Origin of the sequence: Arsenicibacter rosenii, from assembly GCF_001870735.1 — a bacterium.
In the GTDB taxonomy this organism is placed as follows: Bacteria; Bacteroidota; Bacteroidia; order Cytophagales; family Spirosomataceae; genus Arsenicibacter; species Arsenicibacter rosenii.
On record NZ_MORL01000001.1, the window covers coordinates 37,134 to 60,938 of the forward strand.

A 23,805-nucleotide genomic window follows, 5' to 3' on the forward strand; every position below is an offset into this window, starting at 1 on the left:
GCGATCAGCGATTAGGTTCAATCACGACGGCCTGCCCGCCCCTGGCCGCCAGCTGAACAGGGAACGCATCGCCCTTTTTAACGGTGACAGTACGTTTGCGGATGCTATCGGCCCCGTCATCTTCGTAAACCGTGGCGGTATAGGTTTTGCCTTTGTCCAGAAAGTTCAGGGTAAGCGTTCCGGACCAGTCGTTGAGGCCCGCGGCGGTCCCAAGATACCATAATTTACCTTGCCGCCGTGCAACGGCAATGTGCTGACCAATTTCGCCGGAGAGGTAGTGTGATTCGTTCCAGACGGTCGGCACACGGCTGAAAAACTCAATTTCGCCCTCGTTTGTATAGTCATTCGGGTTACCGTACCAGAACATGGCCTGTAACGGACTGAAATAAACCACCGTCAGCGCCAGTTGCTGCCCTTTGCTGACCTGTAATTTGGTTTTGCGCAGGTTGTCGCTGAAGGCTTTGTTGGCGTTCGGATAGCAGAATGTATAATCGGCCGCACCGGCCAGAAACCGCGTAAAGGGCAGCACCGTGTTATGAAACGCATCCGGATTGTTTTCGTTGCCGCGAATGCCTTCCTGCGTCAGCAGGTTGGGATAGGTGCGGCTCAGCCCCGTAGGCTTGTAGTTGTCGTGAATGTCAAGGATGAAGCCGTGTGCCTGCACCTTTGGCAATGCCTGCGCCAGCCACTGAATACCTTCCTGACTCAGGCCGTCGACAAATCCGAACTTCAATCCGGCCACTCCCCATTTCTGATACAGGGGCAGAATGGTATCCAGTTTAGCCCGTAATGCCACGCGGTTGACGTACAGAATTACCCCGATGCCTTTTTGCTTGCCATATTGAATCACCTTCGGCATGTCGATAGCCTCAATCACGTTGGTGGGGTCGGAAGAACCACGGAATTCGGCCCCGTACCAGCCCGCGTCGAACATGATGTATTGCAGATTGTGTTTGTGCGCAAAATCAATGCAGTCGAGGCCGTTTTGGGTCGTGAGGTACGAGCGGATCAGCTTGCCGGGCTTCACCCATGCCGGTATACCGCTGGCCGGGGGCGGCGACAACCGGAAGGCTAAGTCGCTGAAGGCATGGAGGCCAATGGCTGAGGCGCTGACGCTGATCGTACGCCACGGACTGCTAAACGGCTGGCCGATGCGGACAGAGTCGTGTTTGGCCGGATCGCGGTAGTCTTTTTTGAAGCTGACCGCCAGCGTGTTGGGGGTAGTGCCTTTTTCCAGTACGGCTTTGGTATAGCCCGCATTGGCCGCTTCACCAACCGAAATAAACAGTTTACCGTTGGTCAGGGTAGTCGGGAAATCGCTGGTTTTGGTAAAGCTGTCAACGGCAGTGGGCGCAAATACGCTTTCCTCGTTGTATTGATAAAGCGTAAACGGGCTTGCAAACCGGAAGGTGGTCAGCTCGCGGGTAATGACGCCTGCCCGAATGGCCGCTTTGTCTGTCAGGGTATAGCGGAACGCCAGACTCTGGTTATAAAGCCGGAATGTTACCTGAAAGGGGGTTGACCCCGACCGGCAGCTAACGGTTGTTTCGTTGAACCGGTTGGGTATCCGGTCGTTTTCGCCCAGCGGCCAGGTAATGGTTTCGTTTACGGTTCGGGTGGCCGATGAGACAATGGCCGCATCAGCGCCGATGGTTCCGGAGCGAAGCTCAAGGCCCAGTACCGACCAGTCGACAACCACGCTTTGGTTGACCAACATCCGGTAAACCAAAGCGTGGTCAGGGTTTACCATAACGTCGATACGGGTTTTGCCATCGGGGGAGACCAGTTTAACGGCCTGAGCGTGTAGCCTGCTCAGGCTGAAAAGAAAAAGCAGGACAACCGGAAAAACATGGCGATTGAGCATGTGCATCAGGTAGGGTTACGTTGAAAAACGGGTTACAGGAAAGCCTGCTGCGCAAACAGCAGGCCTGTCTTTCAGAAATAGCAAAAGAGGGAACGTAAATACCTGTCTGGTGCGAAAAAAATTAAAAACCGCCGCCCTGCCGTTGCCGGAAACCCCCGCCGCCCTGACCGCCTTCGCCGCCATTCCGGCGGAAGTTGCCGCCCTCGCCCTGTTGCCGGTTGCCGTTGGGGTTACCCTGCCGGTTGCCGTTTCCGCCCCGGTTACCGCCGTTAAACTGGCGCAGCGTATAGGTAAAGGTGCAGAGGAAATACCGCTGTAGCACCTGCGACTGCGTATCCTGCAGGTAGGTGTCCGACACCGAGCGGCTGATGCTGGCATTTTGTTTCAGCAGGTCAAATACAACGATTTTGAGCTCGCCGCGCTGGTTTTTCAGGAACTTCTTGCCCAGGGCTGCATTCCAGAGCGTGTAATGCTGGTTGAGTCCGCCCGCGAGACCACGGTACTGCTGATTGGTCAGATCACTTTGGAAGACCATACCTTTCCAGAAAATCCAGTTGACGCGCGCGTTCAGGGTACGGTAGAAATAGCTGTTGTCGAGTTTCGACTGAATGGTGTTTTGTACCTGATTGTAATTCAGGGCATATGAAATGGTAAAGTCGATCTTCTCGCTGATGTTGCTGCTGATGGTAGCGCCCTGCGAATAGGTCGAACTGCGCGAATAGTTGGTCTGGCGGTTAATCAGACTCGGGGAGTTGTTGTAGGTATACCCCGCATTGAGGTTAAAATTGGTTTTAAGCGGCTTCACCAGAAAACCGTACGTGACCGACGAGCGCAGGCTCCACAACCCGTCGAGGTTAACCGGCTGGGTGAGCTGTACGCCCTGGCCAACGAGTTGTCCGTTGGGCAGGCGGATGGTTCCGTCGCTGATTTGGGTCGAGTTGGCAATGTAATCTTTCGTCATATCGGCCCCCATCGAGATAAAGAAGCTTTTTGAGGTAGCCGGTTTGTTGAGCGTATACCGGCCTGAGAACGAGTGGTTATACGATTGCTTCAGGTTCGGATTACCGGCGGTCAGAAACAGCGGGTTGGTGTTGTTGATCACGTTCTGTAACTGCGAAATCGACGGTGCATTGGTGTTGGTGTTATACACGAACCGGATGCGGTTTTCGCGGTTAGGCCGCAGGTCGACGGTTACGGCTGGCAGCAGGTTATCAAATGTAGCCCGGACGTGGTTCAGACGCGGGAAACTCTGCTGACTGATCAGGTCGGCCCGCTGGTACGACAGTTCCGTAATGATTCCCACCTTTTCGGTGTGGTAGTTGTAATTGGCCGCTGCCTGATTGGTCAGGTAATCATTGGCAAACGAGTTCGACAGCAGCGAGTCGATGAGGGTGTATCGCTGGGTCAGCGTATCCAGCTTACGGGTGCGGCGGTCAGAGTCGGTATTGCGGTAGGAGCCCCGATAGCTGATCTGCAGCAAACTTTTCGGCGTAATGGGTTCGGTATAGCTGATGTTGGCCGACAACTGGTAATTCGGCGAATTATTGGTTGTCTGCTGGTCGATGCGCTGTAAATGATAGCCTTTGTTGAAATATTCGTTCCGGGACTGCTGGTTGTTGACCGATTCCGACGTCGACACATCGGTCCCCAGGTTAAACGAAACCGACCGGCCTTTCTTCCCGAATTTGTGGCGATAGACCAGATTCTGGCCAAAGGAAAGGCTCTGGCTGGTGGTGTAATACTTGCTGCCCGTCTGGTTCAGCAGCGTACTGTCGGCAATTGATGTCACACCGGCCACCGTCCGGTTGGAGGTGTTGTTTTGGGTGCGGAAGCGCGGGGTGAAAATAAACGAGTTGTTGTCGTTCATGTTGTATTCCAGCCGCAGGTCTACCCGGTGGTTTCCGTTGTTGGTACGGCTCATCGAGTTTTCGCGGTAAAACTGGTTGGCATTTTCGGTAAGGAAATACTGCCGCACAATCGACCGGTCGTTGTGGTTCTGTGTGTTGTTGTAAAAATAGCTGCCCCGGATAGCCAGTTTTTTATTAATCTGATCGGTGAAGTTCAGGCCGATCGAGTTGGTTGTGTTAATACCGGCCTGCTGCCCGACGCTCGGTTGCCCGCCTCGTCCGCCACCACCGCTGGCCAGATCCTGTCCCGAAAAATTCTGTTGGTTGACATTGTTGGACAGCCCCAGAATCGTAATCCGGCGTTCGCCGTTAAAGATGTTGACGTTGGCCCCTGCCGAGTAGTTATCGTTGGTGCCATAGCCGGCCGATAGTCTGCCGAAAACCCCTTTCCGCCGGTTTTTCCGTGTAACAATGTTGATGGTTTTTGTGGTCCGGCCGTCATTGAAGCCCGTTAGCTGTGCCTGATCGCTGAGCCGGTCGAGTACCTCAATCTTGTCGACGACCTCAGCCGGCAGGTTCCGGATGGCAATCGACGGATCATCGCCGAAGAAAGGCTTACCGTCCACCAGAATCTGCTGCACATTTTCGCCCTGTGCTTTTACCTGTCCGTTCTCCACGGTGATCCCCGGCATTTTTTTCATCAGGTCTTCGGTGGTGGCGTCGGGGTTTACTTTAAAGGCATCCGCGTTGTATTGCAGCGTATCGCCCTTCATCTGCGACGGCGGAATCTGTCCTTTCACTACCACCTCCTGCAGGCTTTTGGCGTTTTCGTTCATGATGAGCGTCCCGAGCGGCAAGGTCTCGCCGGTCAGGTCGATTACCTGTTCCACGTTATCAAATCCGATATACGAAGCCTGTAGGCGGTAAGGCTGCTGATTCAGGCCCGAAAACCGGAACGCTCCTGTGGTGTCGGTGGTTATAAACTTTTTCTGCGTTGTGTCTTTCTGCGCCGTCAGGATAACGGCGACACCAACAAGCGGGCTGTTTTTCTGATCGGTAAAGCGGCCGGTAAGGGTGCCGGTTTGAGCCGTGGCGTGCAGTGAGAAAAACGTAGCCGTAAAAAGAAAAAGCAGCGTCAGGTATCGTTGGCGCATAGAGATAGGGAACCAGCAACCAGGGATTTCAAGGCCGCAGTTGTGCTGATGCAGGATGTTAAGTGAATGAAAAACTGTTTTATGTAACGTAATATGTATAAAAGTAGTCAAAAGCCTGAATTTTAATGTACGGTCTGAAAAAAAGGTGAGTGTAACTAGCCGATTTACAGCTGGTTTAAGGGTGCGTATTATATTTGTAGCTTGAAAATATATAATATTGTAAAAACTGGCACACTTTTGGGTGTAGCGTAGGTAAGTAAGACCTTATACCCATGAATACGCCTAATACGTTTATGCAGAAAAGCCATATGAGCAGGCTCATAATGAGGGGATTATTATTGTTTTGGCTTGTGTCTGTAAGCATGACAGTACGGGCACAGGCGACAAATCCGCCGGATTGTGTTACATCCTGTATGCCGATCACCGTAAAAAGATTATCGAACAAATCTGCAAATAATCCTAATTCGGATAATCCGGCCCAGGCAACGTTACCAGCCCCTGCTTTTAATCGGCAAAGTGGTAATGTACCTTATGCTGCCACCGTACAGTTTTCGGCACTTGATGTACCGGCAGGAGCAGTTGTTGAGTATTCAGCGGATGGCGGAACAAATTGGGCAACGGGGCAAGCGGTAACCGTACTGAGTGAAACAACGATATTAGCCAGGACGCGCCTGAACAACCAGGTTTCAGCCACGGCTAGTGCGCAGTATGCTCCCTATTTCCGCCGTGTGTTTATTCTGGGGAATAGTATTACCGGTATTAGTCCGGTTCCGGAAATCGGCTGGACGGGGAATTGGGGAATGGCTGCTTCATCGGCGGATAAGGATTACGTGCATCTGCTCACGGCTCAGCTCAAAAACCGGTATGCCGACATACAGGTGAAGCCGATTGCCGGCAGCAGTTTTGAACGGACATGGTGGACCTATGATATGTCCTCATCACTGGATGAACACCTGCCTTTTGACGGAAACGGGCCTGATCTGGTTATTGTCAGAATAGGCGAAAATATGGATGATACGCAGGTAGAACCGCAGAATCTGGAACGTTATTACCGGCAGTTGCTTGACTACCTGATTAAATATTCCAAAGGGCCGGTAAAGGTTGTCTGTACGACAACGTTTTATGCCGGACAGGAAAAAGCCAACGCGGTTATCCGGAAAGTAGCTGCCGAAAAAGGGTATCCGGTAGCCGATATTCAATCACTTGCGGGTGATGCAACCTTGCGGGCTACACAATATTCGAATGCCGGGCTGGCACAACACCCGAATGATGCCGGGATGCAGAAAATTGCTGACCTGATCTGGCAAGTTGTAAAGTGAAGCATGGTGTGTTAACTGATCATAAAAAAAAGCCCCTGTGACATACATTGTCACAGGGGCTTTTTTTTATGATTCGGTCACGAGTAAGCCTGTACGTATGTTTTGTATTCTGCGCCGGGAAACACTGAGTTCCAGGCCGTTGCTAAGCTGAACAGTAAACGGCTTGTACTTTTCATTAAAGTTTGCCAGATGATTAGGGTTAATCAGCATCGATTTATGAATCCGGATAAAGGGAATCAATCGATCCTCAAACCATTTCAGGGTTTGCGAAACTAAAAATGATTTACCGTCTGTATAGTGAATGCGTGAGTAGTTACCGTCTCCCTGAATCCAGATTATACCGTCAGTCTGTAGGGGCTTATCGTAGCCCGGAACTTTAAATGTTGCCATGAGAATAGCTTGTCTGTTTGCCTAAAGACGGACAAAGACGGGAGAGGTCACGTCATTTTTTTATAAATTCAGAAATGTTACTTGAAATGGTAAATTATATGATCATAATTAAACTTTTGAATGTTAACTTATAAACATCATTTTTTCATTGATTAGGAAATAGAAATAAAAATTTAAATAAATGGCGTATTTGAAGACTTGTACACTATTGATCAGTTTATCTAGGGAATTAGAGACCAAAAGGTTAAAATTGTATTAATTAAACGGAAATGATGCTTTACTTAAATATTATTTAGATTTTCGCTTAAAAACATTTAGTGACTTTAAAGAGATGATACGTCTAACTCTAAATAACTGAGTGTTCGGGTAAGTAGCCTGGGCTACTGTTGATGATTAAACCAAACCTATGCGACTACAATCTCTGGCGTTTGCTATCCACTCAACCTATTCAGCGTCGAGCTATAATGAGCATTTGAAGGCATATTACGAATTGCAGAAGCGAATCGAAAAGCTTACGGATGACGATTATAACCGGTTATATGCCGAGGCGGAACACTTTATGCCACTTTCTGAATTCAAAAAAGTTGAATGGGCTGTCGAAATTCAGAATCCATACCGGCGGGGGCAGGTCGAGGAAAAAGTATGGGAAAATGCGTATATAACCATTGTCGGCTTAGAAACGGATTTGTTTGATCTGAGAGCATTAGGGATGGTATACAATACGACCCACCGCTACGTTTCGCTGACCGAAACCAGCATACGTGACCGCTTTAAAAACGGGAAGAACCAGCTGATCAGCGAACGGATTACCCGGTTTTATTCCGGAAACGTACGGCTTCAGACGGAGAATATTAAAGCTTACTTTACCGAAGTCCGCCGGAAACTGATTTCAGTACAGGCCGTTGAAACCCTGGCTGTTGTTCCGCCGAATACATTGCTGTCAATCATTCAGGGGGATTGCTGTCTGCCGGAAGATTATCTGATCAAAATAATTGATGTGCTCCAGATTGTCGGGTACGATCCCGCCTTTGATTATGCCCTGCAACGTGCTGCCTAGCCGGTTAATACCACAAAGGTAAATAGTGCACCTGTTGGCTTATTCTTCAGGAGGCTATCTTCCTTTGTGGTCCGATGGGGTTCATTGCCGTATTCAGTCAGCCGGCCTTATAAGCCGCCGGCCGCCAATCAGGCCACGCCTATGGTAAAGCCAGCCTCGAAAGTGCCGCCGGCTTCTACGTGCTGAATACCTTCTTTTTCGTCAATGGACACGGGCGTTCCTTCGCTGTCGGCGCAGCCCAGCCATGGCTCAATACACACAAAATCGGCGCCGGGTTTTGCCCAGATGCCTAACATCGGGAAGGCGGTAAAAGAAACAACCACCTTGTGGTTGTGACGGGTGCTGGAAATGGTCACCGCCCGGCTTTCGAGCGTTTTAAACACCAGCGCGTCCTGGTTGAATAACTCTTTGGTCAGGGGTAACTGATTGCCAACCGTCAGTACCGGTTCGGTTTGTCCGGTGAAGTAGCCCTTCGGCGACAGCAGGTGGCGGGTGAGGGGTTCTTCTTTCTGAAAATCAAGTAGATAGTCTTCATACTGCTCGCCCGGCAGGAACGGCACAGTAAAGGCCGGATGAGCGCCCACGGAGAAAAACATAGTCTTGTTATCCTTGTTTTCTACGCGGTAAACAATACTCAGAACCGCCTCATCCAGACTATAAATGATCTGAAAAACAAACTGATAGGGATATACGGCCAGTGTTTGTTCATTCGCTGCGAGTTCAAACGTAGCGCTGGTTGGGGATTCATCGACCAGGGCAAATCCGGACTGGCGGGCGAATCCGTGACGACCCATCGGAAAGTGCTGTTCGCCAACGCGTAACTGATCATCCTGTAACCCGCCGACTACCGGAAACAGGTTGGGAGCATGCCAGCCCCAGACCGCCGGATCGGCCTGCCAGAGGTGTTCAATATTGGTTTGTTTATTGAAAATAGATGTCAGTTCGGCGCCTTGTGGCCGGATTGAGACGCGTAGAATGCTGTTTTCAATGGTTGCCATGAGAGTGTTTATGAAAATGAATGTTATAGGCTGAAAAATGAATAACAAAACCGCCGGGCCGATCGCCCGTTGTCACCTTAAACATCAGGGAGCGGGTCGGTTGTTTGGTTTATGTTGGCTGCGTTTCCGGTCAAGCTGTTTGTAAACCACGCCGAATGATTCGCCGGCGTCCAGGTTCGCCATCAGGGTTGGCAGTCCGTCGGGACCGGAAAAGGCCAGCCAGCGGGCCACTTCCGTTGCAGAGGTCAGATAGGCCAGCAACACCCGGTACGGACTGCCGCTGAAAAATTGTTCCATAGTCTCAATTTCCTGCAAATCAGTTGATTCCTGACTACTTTGGCCCCGGAATAACCACTCGTCATGCAGTTTTTCGTAGCGCAGGCGCGGGTTATGGGTGGCGGGTGAAAAGCGATAATCGACCATAAGCGCCAGCCCTTCGTTGAACCATTGCGGGATTTGTCGCTGTACCGTCCACCAGCCTAAACGCGCCAGCAGTTCGTCGTGGCACCGTTCGTGCGCAATCACATCTACATTATTACCATCCGGTCCCAGGATCAGGTAGGCTTCCCCCCACGGAGCACCAAGGCTACACCCTGCGGATGACTCTGCTTTTTGGCCACAATACCGGTTGTAGGTTTCCGGATCAGCACAGAAAATAATTGTCGCGTTTCCGGCGAGGCGGGATCCTTTTTTTACGTTCCAGAACGCATGTAGCCTTGTGGTTGAGGCTGTAATATGCTGAATAAGTTTTTTCTGAAGGGAATCAGGGGTGTTTCGCTGGATATAAACCGGCATGGGCGTTTGGGCCAATGGCCGGAAATCGGCCGAGAAACGCACGGTCTGGCAACGAAACAGTTCCGGAAAAAGAAACAGATAACTGATTGGTAAGGCAATTAACAGGCCTGATAACCAGTTACGTAGTGAAATTGCACGCATGAAAAGTCAACAAAGCAGCGGCTTTGATGGTTGTCAATAAAAGTTTAAATGTAACAACTCACCTTCACTTTACGAACGAATGCCTTCAACGATTATCATCGGGGCCGGTATGGCTGGCCTGACTGCGGCACACGAACTCATCAAAAATAACCACGAGGTAACCGTACTGGACAAAGGCCGCGGCGTTGGCGGGCGGCTGGCCACACGTCGTCTGGGCGATGGCCGGGCCGATCACGGGGCGCAGTTTTTCTCGGCGCGGACCCCCGATTTTCAGGCGCACGTGCAGCAGCTCATGGAGGCGGGCGTGGTTAACGAATGGAATCTGCAGGAAGCCGAGATCGTAGACACAACGTTTCGTCACCCCCGTTACATCGGCGCAGAGGGAATGAATGCCATTGCCAAGTACATGGCGAAGTCGGTTCCGGTGCAGACCGGCGAGCGGGCTGTGCGGATCAATCCCATAGCCGGTGGCTGCCAGGTGGTGACGGAATCGGGCCATACCTACGAAGCCGCACAATTATTGATTACCATTCCGGTGCCACAGGCAGAAGCCTTACTGAAAGACAGTGGCCTGGAACCCGGTTCGCTTGAAATCCGTGCGTTTTCCAACATCAGCTATCAGCCTTGTATTGCCGTTATGGCCGTTCTGAACGGCACGGCTACCATCCCGACCCCCGGCATCCTCCGATTCGATGAAAACGCCGACCACGGGGTGGCCTGGGTGGCCGATAACCGGCAGAAGGGTATTTCGCCGAACCAGACAACGATCACGGTCCATGCAACCCATGCATTCAGTCAGCTGCATCTGGAAGATGATCTGAATGCGGTCGGCAAAAAACTGCTCGATCAACTGACCGAATGGATTCCTGCCTGCTCCGTAGCCAGCTATCAGGTTCACCGGTGGCGGTATAGTCTGGCCAATCAACGGCATGACGAAGCCTTTGTGGTGGGTAAAGCACCGTTTATGCTCTTGTTCGGCGGCGATGGCTTCGGTATGGGGAACGTCGAAGGCGCTTTCCAGTCGGGGCTGCAAATGGCCCGCTTCCTGCTGGGAACGGGTAGGGCGTAGAGCAGAGGGCGTAGAGCTGAGAGTATAGGCGTAGGGGAGGGGTGTAGGGCAAAACCCTGTGCTCCCCGCCCTCTGTGCTACGCTCTCCTTACAAATACTCTTTCGAAATCTGTTCGGCTACTACCCGGCCTGACCGTATGGCGGCGTTCAGCGATGGATAGGCTGTCTGATCGCCGCATTGGTACAGGCTACGGCTGATTTTGAGCGGTTCGTGGGTCGCATCCGGTCCGTAGGCAGGCAGGGCATGCGGGATATGATAGGTCCGCAGATGACGCCACTCTTTCACCGGCTCGCCAAACCAGCCGGTTAGTTCACGCTGAATCTGAGCGGCCAGGGCGGGTTTATCCACGTGCGTAAGCCCCTGCGTACTGACCGAAATCAACGCTTGTCCGTCCGGGGCCGTTGTCGGGTCGATATCTGAAACAACGGCCAGGTTATGGACCGCCGACGACCGGCGGGTGTTCAGCAGCAACAGTTTTTCGCCGGGGCGCGGTGAGGCCGGCGCGGCAAAATACGTACAGGTTGTATGCGTAAAGGCCGTTTCGGCCGGAGCGGGCTTACCCAGCAGCGCAGCGGCCCGGGCGCGGTCAACCGCCAGCACAATGTGGGATGAGGTCAGTATTTCGCCGTTTTCCAGATGTACCTGCCCGCCGGAAATGGCTTTGACCGGGGTATTGAGCCGGATCTGCTCCGGTAATAACCGGCCCGCCACCTGCGCCGGAATCTGCTCCATGCCGCTGGCCGGAATGGCCGCTTCACCCGAATAAAACATGCTGAAACAGAACTCAAAGAAGTTGCTGGAGGTGTGCAGCGCATCTTCCAGAAAAATACCACCGAAAAATGGCCGGAAAAAACGCGCAATCATCTGATCGGAAAAGCCGAAACCAGTCAGAAAGTCGTAGGTTGTTGTCGCTTCCTGGCAGAAAAAGTCCTCAGACTGCATGCCCTGCACACGGCGTACAAGTTCCAGAATCCGGAGTTTATCGCCGAAGGTACCGACTGATGAAAACAACGTTTGAAAAAGAGACGCCGGCTCATTGAGCGGATTCAGCAACGTAAGCCACGGATTGGTGTTGCCCGGCTCATCGCAGCGAATCAGCGCCCCCGACCGGAAGGTTTTCAGGTTAAGGGCTGCATAATCGAGTAAACGCTGCGCTTCAGGATAGGCTGTTAAAAGAATCTGAAAACCGCGGTCGAGCCGGAAACCGTCGACTACATCCGTACGGATCCGGCCGCCCACTCCGTCAGAGGCTTCCAGAATCAGGGCATTGATCCCCGCTTTTTTTAGATAGGCGGCACAAGTCAGGCCAGCCATGCCGGCGCCAACAATGATTACGGAGGCTTGGGTTGTCATTCGCTGGGTAGTTTGGAACAAAAAGATAGTGATGCAAAAATAAAATTGATCTTTGTGGTTAATATGCAATAAGTAACACAACGACCATATTGTTTCAACGTTCGTTCATGAATTACGAAAATAGCCTGGATTTTGCCCGCAAACTGGATCAGGAGGATCCGTTACGCGCCTACCGGACACGGTTTTACATACCTGAACACAACGGGAAGCCTATTATTTATTTCTGCGGCAATTCGCTGGGGTTGCAGCCAAAGGCCGCTAAGGCGGTATTGGAGCATGATTTATCGGTCTGGCAGCAAATGGGTGTGGAAGGGTGGTTTGCCGTCAACCCGTTACACGATGAGGCCTGGATCGGGTACCATCGGGCCTGCAAGGAGCCGCTGGCAAAGGTGGTTGGGGCTATGCCCGCAGAGGTGTGTCCGATGAATTCGCTGACGGTAAATCTGCACCTGCTGCTCTCCACCTTTTATCAGCCGACGGCCGGTAAGCCAAAGATTCTGACCATTGCCGGTGATTTTCCGTCGGACCAGTACGCCCTCGAAACCCACATCAAGTCCCGTGGGTTTGATCCCGACGAGGTACTGATTGAAATCAGACCGGAAGCCGACGGCCTGATCCGGCTGGAAGCGATTCAGGACGGCATTGCCGCCCATGCCGGAACCCTTGCTCTGGTACTGATGAGCGGGCTGAACTACTACACGGGGCAGGTATACGACATGAAAGCCATTGCCCAAACTGCTCGGGAGCACGGGATTACGGTTGGCTTTGACCTGGCCCATGCCATCGGCAACGTACCGGTTTATCTGCACGACTGGGGAGTTGATTTTGCTACGTGGTGTTCATACAAGTACCTGAATTCGGGGCCTGGGGGCATTTCAGGGATTTTTGTGCATGAAAAACACCATGCCGCCGGATTGCCAAGGCTGGCCGGCTGGTGGGGGTACGACGAACCGCGCCGGTTTGAGATGACCAAAGGGTTTGTGCCGATGCCGGGGGCGGATGGCTGGCAGGTCAGTACGCCGAATATTCCGGCTATGTCGCTCCACAAAACCGCGCTCGACATTACGGCCGAAGCAGGCATGGAAAAACTCCGGCAAAAAAGCGGGCAGCTGACCGGTTACCTGTACTACCTGCTCCGTGAAGCCGGTATCCACGTGCTGACGCCTGACGACCCGGCGCAGCGTGGGGCCCAGCTGTCACTGCTGGTGCCGGACGGAGGGAAAGCCTTATTTAACCGGCTTGTGGAAGCCGGTATCATCGGCGACTGGCGCGAACCGGATTGCATTCGCCTGGCACCTGCCCCGCTTTACAACACCTTTGAAGAGGTTTGGCGGGTTGCCGATGTCATCAGCAGGTTCTGATTGTTGGCGTGCGTTTCGTTGGCCGCCAGTGCCAGCCCGTAAAAGATCCGGCGAACGGCTTGCTCAATCTGGGCCCAGCCTTCGTCGGTTCCTAAATCAATGCCCATCAGGGTGCGTTTATCCTGACTCATGAACGTCAGCAACCGGAGGGCCGAGATCATGATTGCCGATACCGAACGCCCGTATTCACTGCTGACCATACCTGACATGGTTTCGACAATGTCATGCGTTTCCTGTTCCAGCTTATCGGCCATTGGGTTAGTATGCTTTTCTGAATGGGCCAGCAAATCAGCCCGCAGGTACTCCAGTGTCTGTATGTTCTGGCGCAATAGCCTGAAATCCAGAAGCATGTATTCGCAGGAGGCTTCCATGATTTCTTCAATGGTCGCACCTTTGAATTGCTCCGGATCAATCCGGGGCAGTTGAACGACCGGCGGATTTTGCTTATAATAAGCCTTCATTAAGCCGTCTAATCCGCCGAAATAGCGGTAAATCAATATCTTGTTAATGCCTGATGCGGCCGATATCCGGTTAATGCCTAGCTGGTCAAACCCCTCCTCTGCTATTATTTTACCGACGGCATCAATAAGCCGTTGCTCAGTATGTGCTCTTCCTCTTGGCATGTCTACTAGTACGTTGTTGTCAACTTAAATCGATGTATGAACGATTTTGCACCTAAACTAAATGTATAGTTCTATGGTTTGCAACTTTGTTCCGTTATTTATGGCAATTTAATCTAAATCAAGATTAGCCGCCTGACTTGTTTGCTGAACAAAGGCAATATTCCGCTGAAGTCCTTCGAGTTTGGTGCGTTTCACGGCCGACCGCCTGAAAACCTCGCGGAAGACGTCTTCCGTAATATCCTGCCAGTCGGTTTTGGTCAGCTGGCGCAGCGTCGGGTGCGGATCGAAGGCGGGCGTTTGATGTGGTTTCGCGAAGCGGTTCCACGGACAGACATCCTGACAGATGTCACAGCCGAAAATCCAGTTGTCGAACTGTCCGCTGACGGTGGCCGGAATGGCTTCCTTGAGTTCGATGGTAAAATAGGAGATGCAGCGGCTCCCGTCGACCACATAGGGCTCAACGATTGCGCCCGTCGGGCAGGCGTCGATACAGCGGGTGCAGGTGCCGCAATAGTCACCGATGGGGCCGTCGGGCGTCAGTTCCAGGTCAAGGATCAGCTCTCCGATAAAGAAAAAGCTGCCCATTTTCCGGTTGATGATGTTCGTATGTTTGCCCATCCAGCCCGCCCCGCTCCGTTGGGCCCAGGCCTTGTCCATAACCGGTGCTGAATCGACAAAGGCGCGGCCGCCAACCTCACCAACGTTTTCCTGAATGAACGTCAGTAACGACTTCAGTTTGTCTTTCAGCACAAAGTGATAGTCTTCGCCATAGGCATATTTCGAGATTTTCAGGTCATCGGCACCCTCGGCAAGCGGTGCTTCGGGAAAGTAATTCAGCAAAACCGTAATGACCGATTTTGCCCCGTCGACCAGCAGGCGCGGGTCAAGGCGTTTGTCAAAATGATTGGCCATGTAGCCCATCTGCCCGTGGCGTTCCTGCTTCAGCCAGTTTTCCAGACGCGGCGCCTCGTCGTCCAGAAAACCGGCTGCTGAAATGCCGCAGAAATCAAAGCCAAGGGCAACTGCCTGTTGTTTGATCAGGGCTGTGTGGCGGGCGGTTGCGTTAAGGTGTTGTTGCATAATCCGATGTCAGAGAAACAGCATATCCGGCCGAAAAAATTCAGATTCAGGCTAAAAGTATGGCCGGTCGCTAATCTTTTCGGGCGGTTTTGTGTTAGCAGATGAGTGACCGGACCAGAGCGGCAGATGTGTGTCAAGTTGTCAGATTGAATGGATTTGGCCTTGTTATTGTGCATATTTGCAGAAAGAATTCAGGTAGAGAAAGCGATAGTTAGCATGGAAAATAAAGACATTATTGACGAAGAAGCGCCATCTGTAAACGAGAATACTGACAATCAGTCTGCCGAAGCGGCAGAGCAGCCTGCTGCCGAAACGTCATCGGCGTCGCAGGAAGTTGCCGAGCTGAAAGACAAATACCTTCGGTTATACGCCGATTTTGAGAACTTCCGCCGCCGTACGGCTAAGGAAAAATTAGACCTGATCAGCACCGCCAATGAAGGCCTGCTGGTATCGCTGCTGCCGGTTGTTGACGACTTTGAGCGGGCGATGCAATCCATCGAAAATGCCAGTGACATTGCGGCCCTGAAAGAAGGCGTGTCGCTGATTTATCATAAATTGTTCCGGACCTTAGAAGCCAAAGGCGTGAAGCCGATGATGTCGAAAGGGGAGGTATTTAACGCCGATATCCACGAATCCGTCACCCAGTTCCCTGCCCCGAGCGACGACCTGAAAGGCAAGGTCATCGACGAGGTAGAAAAAGGGTATTTCCTGAACGACAAAGTAATCCGGTTTGCAAAGGTTATTGTAGGAAGCTAATTTATTGAGTGAATGAGTGATTGAGTGAATTAGCGGGACTACTCACTCAATCACTCATTCACCCACTCACTCATTGATTTCATGGCAACGAAGCGAGATTATTACGAGGTACTGGGTATCGACAAAAACGCCTCTGCGGACGATATTAAAAAAGCCTATCGGAAGATGGCGATTAAGTATCACCCGGACAAAAATCCGGATGATCCATCGGCAGAAGAAAAGTTTAAGGAGGCGGCTGAAGCCTATGATGTGCTGAGCGATGCGCAGAAAAAAGCGCGGTATGACCAGTTTGGTCATCAGGGTCTTGGCGGCAACGGCGGTTTTGGCGGTTATGGCGGTGGCCCGTCGATGGAAGATATTTTCAGCCAATTCGGCGATATTTTCGGCGACGAATCGCCGTTTGGCAGTTTCTTTGGCCGGAGCACGGGCGGTCAGCGGCAGCGCGTACGCCGTGGCTCTGACCTGCGGATTAAGCTGAAGCTGAACCTGCAGGAGGTGGCCAACGGGGTAGAGAAAAAAATCAAGGTAAAACGTCACGTCACCTGTACGACCTGCGGCGGAAACGGATCGAAAAACGGCACTGCTGTCACGACCTGCCAAACCTGTAACGGAACCGGTCAGGTGCGCAAGGTGGTGAATACGATGCTTGGGCAGATGGTGTCGACCAACACCTGTCCGACCTGTAACGGCGAAGGCAAGCAGGTAACGGATCGTTGCGATACCTGCTTTGGCGAAGGCCGTTTGTTGCAGGAAGACGTGATTCCGATCAAGATTCCGGCGGGGGTAGCCGAGGGCGTGCAGCTGTCGGTATCGGGTAAAGGAAACGTGCCGCCGCGCGGAGGCGTGGCCGGTGATCTGCTGATCCTGATCGAAGAGGAGGAAGACGAAGAACTGAAACGCGATGGTACCAACATTGTATTCGACCTGTACGTTAACTTCGCCGACGCCGCTTTGGGGACGAGTGTAGAAGTGCCAACCATCGATGGCCGGGCACGGATTACGCTGGAGCCGGGCACGCAGAGCGGCAAAATCCTGCGCCTGAAGGGCAAAGGTATCAAAGAACTGAACGGCTACGGTCGCGGCGATCAGCTGGTACACGTCAACGTCTGGACACCGCGTACGCTCTCGTCCGACGAGCGCGCCCTGCTGGAGCGGTTACGCAGCGCCCCGAATTTCCTGCCGAAACCGAATAAAAACGAAAAGGGCTTTTTCGAGAAGATGAAAGACTTTTTTCACGGTTGAGCCTTCCTGAGCATACCAAAGCCCCGTTCGAGAGAGCGGGGCTTTTTTTGTGCGATATGGAACTGATTGATCTATAATAAATTATGATAGAAATGGCATTTATATGAAAATTTGTTTATTACAATCAATAATCATAAAATTGCTGTCAATCATCTTAATGTTTTATTCTGTACAGTAATTATTACATATACAGTTGACTGTAAAGAAGAACTAAACCAGACCCTTAATGAATCAATAACGTTTACCTGACACCTTTATGGACTTTAAAGACCACCTCAAACAACTTGTTGACAGGGTTGCCCGCCTTAAAGATTCTATCCATACTGAGGAAGCGACAAAGACGGCCTTTATCCTTCCGTTCCTGCAATGCCTTGGCTACGATGTATTTAACCCCCTTGAGGTGGTGCCTGAATTTATCAGCGATATAGGCACGAAAAAGGGCGAAAAGGTTGATTACGCCATCATGCGGGATAGCGGAGAGCCGTGTATGCTGATTGAATGCAAGCATTGGGCGCAAAGCCTGACTTTACACGACAACCAGCTATTACGCTACTTCCATGTTACCAAGGCCCGCTTTGGTGTCTTGACCAATGGGATCATTTACCGGTTTTATACTGACCTGGAGGAGCCGAACAAGATGGACCAAAAGCCGTTTCTTGAAATCAACATGCTCGATTTGAGGGACAATCAGGTAGAGGAGCTAAAGAAGTTCCACAAATCCTATTTCGACGTAAACGCTATCATTACCTCTGCCAGCGAACTGAAATATACCGGTGAGCTGAAATTGCTGATACAGCAGGAGATGAATAGCCCAAGTGACCCGTTAGTCAGGCATTTGGCAAAGCAGGTTTATCCCGGCCAGTTAAACGCCAAAATGATGGATTACTTTACCGGACTGGTTAAGAAATCCTTTCAGCATAGCTTTTCAGACCAGATCACGGACAGGCTGAAAACGGCGTTGGTTCAGGAAGAAAAGACCATTGTGGTAACTGAACCCGTAGCAGCGCCAGCGGCTGAAGAAAAGGAAAAACCAACGATTGTCACCACACAGGAGGAGTTAGAGGCTTTCTACATTGTGCGTTCTATCCTTCGGGGAACGGTTGAGCTAAAACGGATTGCTTACCGTGATGCACAAACGTACTTTGCTATTTTATTGGATGACAACAACCGAAAGACGATTTGCCGCCTGTATTTCAATGGCTCTAAAAAATACTTAGCGTTGCTTGATGAAGCCAAGAAAGAAACTAAGTATGAGATTGCGGGAATAGACGATTTATACGAATACTCGCAACAGCTTGTTGAGGGAGCGGAGCGGTTGATTAGTAATAAAAACTCTATATAATGTAAAATATTACTTGATTGATAAATTACATATACGGACTATAACATGATAAAAGTTAAAATAGATAATTGTAAAAAAAACAGAATGATATCATCATTTTATGCATCATAAGCGATGTCAATAATGAAAAATATAAAATTGTTTAAATATTTAGGCTTGTAATGATAAATCGTGTTTGACCATATAAATGCCATTAACAAATATGAATACAAATGAATTGGAAGAGTACTGTAAAGAGAAAGAACACCAACTGTCTATTGTGAAAAATACTCGGGTTGATGCCATGTATACAGGTGTTATAAACTATTTCCGTGATGACGCTGATATAGATTATTCCAGAGTCTTATACTCATCTTCATGCCGGAGGTTGCAAGGGAAGATGCAACTATTAGTGCCTAAAAGCCAAGTGTTTTATAGAAACCGCCTAACTCATAGCTTGGAAGTTGCTCAGTTTGCCAAAACAATAGCCAAAAGACTTAAATTAGATGATATTATTACAGTTCAAACATGTTCATTGGCTCATGATATAGGTAATCCTCCATTTGGGCATGCGGGCGAAATATTTTTAAGCAATGTGAGTAAAAATAGCCTTTATGAGGGTAATGCACAGACATTTAGAATTCTCAATAGGCTCGAGAAAAGGCACTATGATTTTAATGGGTTAAATCTGACAATACGTTCAATGCTTGGAGTTGTTAAATACTTTAAGCCTGAGTTTGAAAATGATATTGAGAGTAATTCACTGAAAAAAAATAAGAAGTTTTTGTATGATGAGGATTATAGTTTAGTGAAAGAATGGCTTGAGACGTATAATATATCACACAAAACAATTGATTGTGAAATAATGGATTTGTGTGATGAAATAGCTTATGCTATTCATGACTTAGAAGATACATTAAGGCTGAACTATTTTACTATCGACGAATTGCTATATGAATTCTCTATACGTAAAGAATATAAATCTGTCCTAGGTATTTTTAAGAAATACGTTGTACGAGCTCGCCAGTTTGCAGAAAAAGCTCATGAGTACAAAACCTCAGAAGAATATGCAATATTATTTAGAAAAGAATTAACTTCAGTTCTTGCAAATGAATTTGTTCTTGATATTCATTTAGTTGATGGAAGACTAGGATATAAAACATTAGGCTCATTAGTAGCGGGACTTAAAATGATGACTTTTGAATGTATAAAAAGACAGCCTGAAATAATTGAATATGAGCAGTTAGGTAGTCATGTTTTAACAAGGCTCTATGAGCTATATACAGATAAAGACTATAATAAAGATATGGTACTATTGCCCGCAAACTACCGTATACAACATTTGTGGGAGAGAAAAGTTCAAGATTATATTGGTGGTATGATGGATATATACGCAATCCAGCAATATGAAAAATACTTTGGCAAGTTAGATGGGAAGGGTATATATTTAAAGTAAATAAAATGCATGAAAATATAGCTTAATATTATTTAAGTCTTTAGTTATAGTTAAATGTAATTGTAGTATAATTTCTTTTTTGAGTAAAAAAAACTTTTGAAATGAGATTAAATAATGACGTATTATACGAATTTCTAAAAAGAAAAGAGATTCACTATTTATATCATGCAAATACAGTTTCGACCTCAATAACATATTTAGAACAATATGGCTTATTGTCCCGAGGGGCGGTCGAGGAGCTGGGATTATTTCAGACTGAGCAGTCTTCTGATAAAATCGACAGAGATTTTGATATATGGTACGATATATTCTTAGATACAATAGATTTACATGGCTATTTCCCAAGACAAAATTTATATGGTCCTATTGTATTTAAGTTTTCTGTGGATCTAGTATTAAATCCTGATTATGAGATTTGGATAACGAAAGATAATCCAATATATTGGACTTCAAGAAATTCTAACGATGAAAAGTATTTTATTGATGTTGAAGAGCTATCTCAGAAATGGGATGTTATTCAACGCCAGCGTATGATGATAACAATAAGAAATAATAAAACAGCTATATTATTTGATTATCTAAATAAGATTATAGTTGATAATCCAAAAGTTGAAATAACAGATGGTAATATTAATTTATTTAATGAGGCTATAAGTGCTATTAGAAAATCAATTAAGAATAATCCGCATTTGCATGATAAGCTAACTGTTAGAGAATGCAACAACTGTTATTGCCATGATAATTATTTAAATGGCGTCGGGGTCGCTGATTTGAAACGCTTATTTTTGCCTAAATATTTAATAGATAATTAAGCAGATTGTTTGCCAATCTTGCAAAAATGATTCGGGTATTATTAAGAAAAACCTTTTTTTATAGTGAGAAGAAAATTGAGAATACTTATTTATTGGTAATAATTTACGAGAGCTTAACTGATAGGTAGTTTTTATTAAAACTCTTCAGAGATATAAATTGAACAAAAAAATAAAAAAAGAATGTACTTATCCTATGCCTTAAGTATGTGCAAGGTTGAAGGCATCTTGTGTAGACAGGATACAGGATATATGTCCTCAAGTAAAACATGCGAAAGTGTCGAAAGTGCTAAATATGATACTCCAAAAACAATCTTTTTCCTTGGCTATCGACATTAAGAGACGTTAGCAGTATGTTCGCAGACGCATCTTAAAAGCATCTGATAATTAATAGCTTTTATGTGATTTTTTCTTAGCTATGGAAGAATCAAAATGGATTGACAAAGTTTTGACAGATGCACGGCAGGGAGTTGTTGTGCGTATCAGAGCAAATACAAGAGAATACGAAGCGGCTATTGACAAAGCTATTGCCTTTAATCTGATTTCAGGCACTAATTACCGCTTAACTGAAAAAGGCTACAAAGCTATAGAAGTAGGCGGATTTGATAATTGGATACAATATATGGAGCAGAGAGAAGTCGAACGGAGAGGTATTTTAGTTAACGGCAACGCTGTTATCGGCAATAACAATTTTGGTGTGTTACAAGGACAGGATGGCACATTAATTAACACAGGTAACAACGCACACATTGACAGCTCCATAGAATTTAATAGAGGAAACTTTGAAGAGTTAGCGCAAAAACTTAGAGCTAATCATGTTGGGCAACAGGATATTGAAGAGTTAAAAAGTATCCTGGAATCTGATAGTCTAAACAAGGAAAAGGGAGTTTTTGGCGATAAAACGAATGGCTGGATATCAAAAATGATTTCAAAAAGCCTTGATGGTACGTGGCAAATCGGTGTTGGAGCAGCGGGCGGGTTGTTAGTAGAAGTGATAAAAAAATATTACGGCTGGCATTAATATGCTCAGTTCTCGCTCGCATATTGCGAATGAGGATTATCCGTAAGGGCTACGGCCCGTAAGTTGGCTTATACCAAAACTGTTTACGGGCCGGAGGCCCTTCCGAATAATGCTTACTCGTTATAAACGAGCAACAACGGGGGCGACAATCAAGCTATACGAAAAATGCACGACCAACCGCTTCAGCCCATCCCTCGGACTTGATGGGTGAAAGCGGACAGTCAAGACGAACGCCGAGCCGGTCAACCATCGTTAGATGATTCGCCAAGCAGAAAAGGCGTGTTTGTCAACGTTAGGGACAGGGGTCACGGCTCAACAGGCCAGATCGTTGGCGTGCAATTCGGGCTTACCTGCGACACGAAAAATGCTCCGTTTATGTATGTTTAGGCTTCCATTTCCAAGTTTTGGCTGACAAGGGAAACGCTTGAGTTAGTATTATTTTGATTGAGAGAAGTAGATCATCTGCTATGCCCGCCGTTTATATCTATCTGGACTGGAATGTGTTTGATGGGCTGCAAAAGATTCAGCAGTTAAATGATTCTGATAAAGAAGCATTCACATTCATTAATAATTTAATAGCGCAGCAAAATGTCTTTGTACCTTATTCAAACGCTCACATCAATGATCTTATAAGGGGCTACAAGAAAAATCCAACCTACACACAGGGAGATTTAAGTTTCATTGCTCAAATTACTGGTAATTTGGCCGTTGTTCAGTATTGGGGTCACGATCAAGTCACTTGGCATCAACGAGATGTGTTTCAATTTTTTGAGGATGCTCTTGAAGAAAAAAGTAACGATTTTGATTCACTTGAAAAACTATGTGAAGGTGATGAGTTTGGTATGATGAAGACTATGATGGACTTATTTAAAAGCGTGCCTTTACCTGATAACTTTTCTAAATTGTTTGAGCTTGACCCAGTGTTTGATAAAATTTTTGCTACATCGAGAGAAAAACTGACCATATATTCTTTGATGGATGATCTGATGAAGATGTCAAGTCTACTCAAAACGGATTATTCGATATACAAGTCTCTGAGAGGGTTTACAAGTAAAATCATAAAGAAATATAAAAATGACCCGAGCCTCAAGGCCCAACTTCAAATACTTGATAATCAGGAGGCGCCTAATTTTCTGAAAGCGTCTTCGGACGAAATGTATGAATGGGCAAAAAATAAGTCATCTTCAAAAACATCTGGTAACAGTGATTATAGCAAGGTAATTGATACTTATCTTAAGATTGACTGGAGAGGATACAAATCTGATGAAAGATTCGACAATATGATTGACGACGCTTTACACACGTTTTATGCTGCTCACTGCCATTTTTTCGTGACTGAGGACGATAGATGTCATTACAAAGCAACAGAGACATTCAAAGAGCTTGGTATTTTGACGCGAGTGTTCAAACCCAAAGAATTTCTAAGTTTCGTCAAACAAACTCTCAAAGATGGCGATTCTGGGCAGATTTTAAGAGAAGGCTAACTTTCATTTCACAGTTCTAGCTCGCATATTGCGAATGAAGATTATCCGTAAGAGCCTCTGGTCCGTAGACTGCATGGCACAAGCCAGCTTACGTGCCAGACGGGGCTGCTATCGCAGAATCTTCCGGATATTGGGTACTTGTTATAAACGAGCAACAACGGAAAACACAAACCCATGATACTATTCTGCCACCTGTTATCGCTGTTGGTACTGAGTCAGCCTGTTAGGAAGCCTGTATACGTTGTCGTAACGAATGAGATTGCCGTATCTAATCGTATTGTGCCGTCAACGATAGATCGGGATAATAAAACGGTCGTGGCGTATGATACGATGACGGTTTATACGCTGCCATGCAAAAACGACAGGAGTGCTATCCGGCTTGTTCGTGTAGGGAAGAAAAAAATAATAAAGTCAGCATCATTCTTTGAGGGTATCAAACCCACGGACTGTACCTGGATAAGTCGTCACATCGGCTTGATCGCTTCTACGGCCGAACGTTCGCCATTGATCGGACCTGTTTACATGGTTGAAAAAAAAGAAAAACAAATCATTCTTACACAAGTCGTCTTCGATATTGCACAAGAGGAAAGAATAAAGGATTGGTAAACCGGTCGTCCTCCTCACCAGGCTGTTCATACACCGGCCGACCATCACCCCCATAGGT

General features: G+C 48.1%; 20 protein-coding genes. 12 read left to right on the forward strand and 8 right to left on the reverse strand.

Going from position 1 to position 23,805, the window contains the following annotated elements; translation table 11 throughout:
• Positions 1–4 precede the first annotated feature (4 nt).
• The gene (locus BLX24_RS00125) at positions 5–1,864 is read right to left on the reverse strand and encodes a glycoside hydrolase family 97 protein (RefSeq protein WP_071501072.1); all 1,860 of its coding nucleotides are present in this window, start codon (positions 1,862–1,864) and stop codon (positions 5–7) included.
• A 121-nt stretch (positions 1,865–1,985) separates the two neighbouring features.
• Positions 1,986–4,865, reverse strand: a complete 2,880-nt coding sequence (locus BLX24_RS00130; protein ID WP_071501073.1) for an outer membrane beta-barrel protein — start codon at positions 4,863–4,865, stop codon at positions 1,986–1,988.
• Between the two features lie 413 nt (positions 4,866–5,278).
• On the opposite strand from BLX24_RS00130, the gene BLX24_RS00135 reads away from it, so the two are divergent.
• The gene (locus BLX24_RS00135; protein ID WP_071501074.1) at positions 5,279–6,184 is read left to right on the forward strand and encodes an SGNH/GDSL hydrolase family protein; all 906 of its coding nucleotides are present in this window, start codon (positions 5,279–5,281) and stop codon (positions 6,182–6,184) included.
• Positions 6,185–6,250: 66 nt separating this feature from the next.
• On the opposite strand, the gene BLX24_RS00140 is transcribed toward BLX24_RS00135, so the two are convergent.
• Positions 6,251–6,574 carry a LytR/AlgR family response regulator transcription factor gene (locus tag BLX24_RS00140; protein ID WP_071501075.1) on the reverse strand — a complete coding sequence of 108 codons (324 nt, stop codon included), beginning with the start codon at positions 6,572–6,574 and terminating at the stop codon, positions 6,251–6,253.
• A 406-nt stretch (positions 6,575–6,980) separates the two neighbouring features.
• On the opposite strand from BLX24_RS00140, the gene BLX24_RS00145 reads away from it, so the two are divergent.
• The gene (locus BLX24_RS00145) at positions 6,981–7,631 is read left to right on the forward strand and encodes a hypothetical protein (protein ID WP_143092530.1); all 651 of its coding nucleotides are present in this window, start codon (positions 6,981–6,983) and stop codon (positions 7,629–7,631) included.
• Between the two features lie 128 nt (positions 7,632–7,759).
• On the opposite strand, the gene BLX24_RS00150 is transcribed toward BLX24_RS00145, so the two are convergent.
• On the reverse strand, positions 7,760–8,629 hold the full coding sequence (locus BLX24_RS00150; protein WP_071501077.1) for an aldose 1-epimerase family protein: 870 nt from the start codon (positions 8,627–8,629) through the stop codon (positions 7,760–7,762).
• An 84-nt stretch (positions 8,630–8,713) separates the two neighbouring features.
• Positions 8,714–9,565, reverse strand: coding sequence for a gluzincin family metallopeptidase (locus BLX24_RS00155; protein WP_071501078.1), 852 nt, complete (start codon positions 9,563–9,565; stop codon positions 8,714–8,716).
• Between the two features lie 79 nt (positions 9,566–9,644).
• On the opposite strand from BLX24_RS00155, the gene BLX24_RS00160 reads away from it, so the two are divergent.
• Positions 9,645–10,634, forward strand: coding sequence for an NAD(P)/FAD-dependent oxidoreductase (locus BLX24_RS00160; RefSeq protein WP_071501079.1), 990 nt, complete (start codon positions 9,645–9,647; stop codon positions 10,632–10,634).
• Positions 10,635–10,722: 88 nt separating this feature from the next.
• Here BLX24_RS00160 and BLX24_RS00165 read toward each other — a convergent pair whose 3' ends face one another.
• Complete coding sequence (locus BLX24_RS00165) at positions 10,723–11,988, reverse strand: NAD(P)/FAD-dependent oxidoreductase (RefSeq protein WP_071501080.1); 1,266 nt, start codon at positions 11,986–11,988, stop codon at positions 10,723–10,725.
• 107 nt (positions 11,989–12,095) lie between these two features.
• Between BLX24_RS00165 and kynU the strand changes: the two genes are divergently transcribed.
• Entirely contained in the window at positions 12,096–13,349 is a 1,254-nt protein-coding gene (kynU, locus tag BLX24_RS00170) for a kynureninase (RefSeq protein WP_071501081.1), read from the forward strand.
• On the opposite strand, the gene BLX24_RS00175 is transcribed toward kynU, so the two are convergent.
• A complete protein-coding gene (locus BLX24_RS00175; protein WP_083421722.1) occupies positions 13,295–13,972 on the reverse strand; it encodes a TetR/AcrR family transcriptional regulator in 678 nt (225 codons plus the stop codon). The two genes, kynU and BLX24_RS00175, sit on opposite strands and share 55 nt — an antisense overlap.
• Positions 13,973–14,080: 108 nt before the next feature.
• Complete coding sequence (gene queG / locus BLX24_RS00180) at positions 14,081–15,052, reverse strand: tRNA epoxyqueuosine(34) reductase QueG (RefSeq protein ID WP_071501083.1); 972 nt, start codon at positions 15,050–15,052, stop codon at positions 14,081–14,083.
• Positions 15,053–15,268: 216 nt separating this feature from the next.
• Between queG and BLX24_RS00185 the strand changes: the two genes are divergently transcribed.
• The 8 genes from BLX24_RS00185 (at position 15,269) to BLX24_RS00220 (ending at position 23,747) form a co-directional block, all read left to right on the forward strand.
• A complete protein-coding gene (locus BLX24_RS00185) occupies positions 15,269–15,808 on the forward strand; it encodes a nucleotide exchange factor GrpE (protein ID WP_071501084.1) in 540 nt (179 codons plus the stop codon).
• A gap of 81 nt (positions 15,809–15,889) precedes the next feature.
• Positions 15,890–17,050, forward strand: coding sequence for a molecular chaperone DnaJ (dnaJ, locus tag BLX24_RS00190; RefSeq protein ID WP_071501085.1), 1,161 nt, complete (start codon positions 15,890–15,892; stop codon positions 17,048–17,050).
• Between the two features lie 256 nt (positions 17,051–17,306).
• On the forward strand, positions 17,307–18,392 hold the full coding sequence (locus BLX24_RS00195) for a type I restriction endonuclease (protein ID WP_071501086.1): 1,086 nt from the start codon (positions 17,307–17,309) through the stop codon (positions 18,390–18,392).
• A 202-nt stretch (positions 18,393–18,594) separates the two neighbouring features.
• Complete coding sequence (locus BLX24_RS00200; RefSeq protein WP_071501087.1) at positions 18,595–19,827, forward strand: deoxyguanosinetriphosphate triphosphohydrolase family protein; 1,233 nt, start codon at positions 18,595–18,597, stop codon at positions 19,825–19,827.
• A gap of 101 nt (positions 19,828–19,928) precedes the next feature.
• Positions 19,929–20,639, forward strand: coding sequence for a hypothetical protein (locus BLX24_RS00205; RefSeq protein WP_071501088.1), 711 nt, complete (start codon positions 19,929–19,931; stop codon positions 20,637–20,639).
• A gap of 415 nt (positions 20,640–21,054) precedes the next feature.
• Positions 21,055–21,657 carry a hypothetical protein gene (locus BLX24_RS00210; RefSeq protein WP_071501089.1) on the forward strand — a complete coding sequence of 201 codons (603 nt, stop codon included), beginning with the start codon at positions 21,055–21,057 and terminating at the stop codon, positions 21,655–21,657.
• Between the two features lie 467 nt (positions 21,658–22,124).
• Positions 22,125–23,141 (forward strand): hypothetical protein, encoded by a 1,017-nt coding sequence (locus tag BLX24_RS00215; protein WP_071501090.1) that lies wholly within the window; start codon positions 22,125–22,127, stop codon positions 23,139–23,141.
• A gap of 174 nt (positions 23,142–23,315) precedes the next feature.
• On the forward strand, positions 23,316–23,747 hold the full coding sequence (locus tag BLX24_RS00220; protein ID WP_071501091.1) for a hypothetical protein: 432 nt from the start codon (positions 23,316–23,318) through the stop codon (positions 23,745–23,747).
• Positions 23,748–23,805 lie beyond the last annotated feature (58 nt).

What these genes read in the sequence shown, in the direction of transcription:
- BLX24_RS00150 (WP_071501077.1), bottom strand. Translation starts at nt 8,629, where the DNA reads ATGGCAACCATTGAAAACAGCATTCTACGCGTCTCAATCCGGCCACAA.
- BLX24_RS00200 (WP_071501087.1), top strand. Translation starts at nt 18,595, where the DNA reads ATGAATACAAATGAATTGGAAGAGTACTGTAAAGAGAAAGAACACCAA.
- kynU (WP_071501081.1), top strand. Translation starts at nt 12,096, where the DNA reads ATGAATTACGAAAATAGCCTGGATTTTGCCCGCAAACTGGATCAGGAG.
- BLX24_RS00145 (WP_143092530.1), top strand. Translation starts at nt 6,981, where the DNA reads ATGCGACTACAATCTCTGGCGTTTGCTATCCACTCAACCTATTCAGCG.
- queG (WP_071501083.1), bottom strand. Translation starts at nt 15,052, where the DNA reads ATGCAACAACACCTTAACGCAACCGCCCGCCACACAGCCCTGATCAAA.
- BLX24_RS00215 (WP_071501090.1), top strand. Translation starts at nt 22,125, where the DNA reads ATGCCCGCCGTTTATATCTATCTGGACTGGAATGTGTTTGATGGGCTG.
- BLX24_RS00160 (WP_071501079.1), top strand. Translation starts at nt 9,645, where the DNA reads ATGCCTTCAACGATTATCATCGGGGCCGGTATGGCTGGCCTGACTGCG.
- dnaJ (WP_071501085.1), top strand. Translation starts at nt 15,890, where the DNA reads ATGGCAACGAAGCGAGATTATTACGAGGTACTGGGTATCGACAAAAAC.
- BLX24_RS00210 (WP_071501089.1), top strand. Translation starts at nt 21,055, where the DNA reads ATGGAAGAATCAAAATGGATTGACAAAGTTTTGACAGATGCACGGCAG.
- BLX24_RS00125 (WP_071501072.1), bottom strand. Translation starts at nt 1,864, where the DNA reads ATGCTCAATCGCCATGTTTTTCCGGTTGTCCTGCTTTTTCTTTTCAGC.
- BLX24_RS00165 (WP_071501080.1), bottom strand. Translation starts at nt 11,988, where the DNA reads ATGACAACCCAAGCCTCCGTAATCATTGTTGGCGCCGGCATGGCTGGC.
- BLX24_RS00205 (WP_071501088.1), top strand. Translation starts at nt 19,929, where the DNA reads ATGAGATTAAATAATGACGTATTATACGAATTTCTAAAAAGAAAAGAG.
- BLX24_RS00140 (WP_071501075.1), bottom strand. Translation starts at nt 6,574, where the DNA reads ATGGCAACATTTAAAGTTCCGGGCTACGATAAGCCCCTACAGACTGAC.
- BLX24_RS00130 (WP_071501073.1), bottom strand. Translation starts at nt 4,865, where the DNA reads ATGCGCCAACGATACCTGACGCTGCTTTTTCTTTTTACGGCTACGTTT.
- BLX24_RS00175 (WP_083421722.1), bottom strand. Translation starts at nt 13,972, where the DNA reads ATGCCAAGAGGAAGAGCACATACTGAGCAACGGCTTATTGATGCCGTC.
- BLX24_RS00195 (WP_071501086.1), top strand. Translation starts at nt 17,307, where the DNA reads ATGGACTTTAAAGACCACCTCAAACAACTTGTTGACAGGGTTGCCCGC.
- BLX24_RS00185 (WP_071501084.1), top strand. Translation starts at nt 15,269, where the DNA reads ATGGAAAATAAAGACATTATTGACGAAGAAGCGCCATCTGTAAACGAG.
- BLX24_RS00135 (WP_071501074.1), top strand. Translation starts at nt 5,279, where the DNA reads ATGCCGATCACCGTAAAAAGATTATCGAACAAATCTGCAAATAATCCT.
- BLX24_RS00155 (WP_071501078.1), bottom strand. Translation starts at nt 9,565, where the DNA reads ATGCGTGCAATTTCACTACGTAACTGGTTATCAGGCCTGTTAATTGCC.
- BLX24_RS00220 (WP_071501091.1), top strand. Translation starts at nt 23,316, where the DNA reads ATGATACTATTCTGCCACCTGTTATCGCTGTTGGTACTGAGTCAGCCT.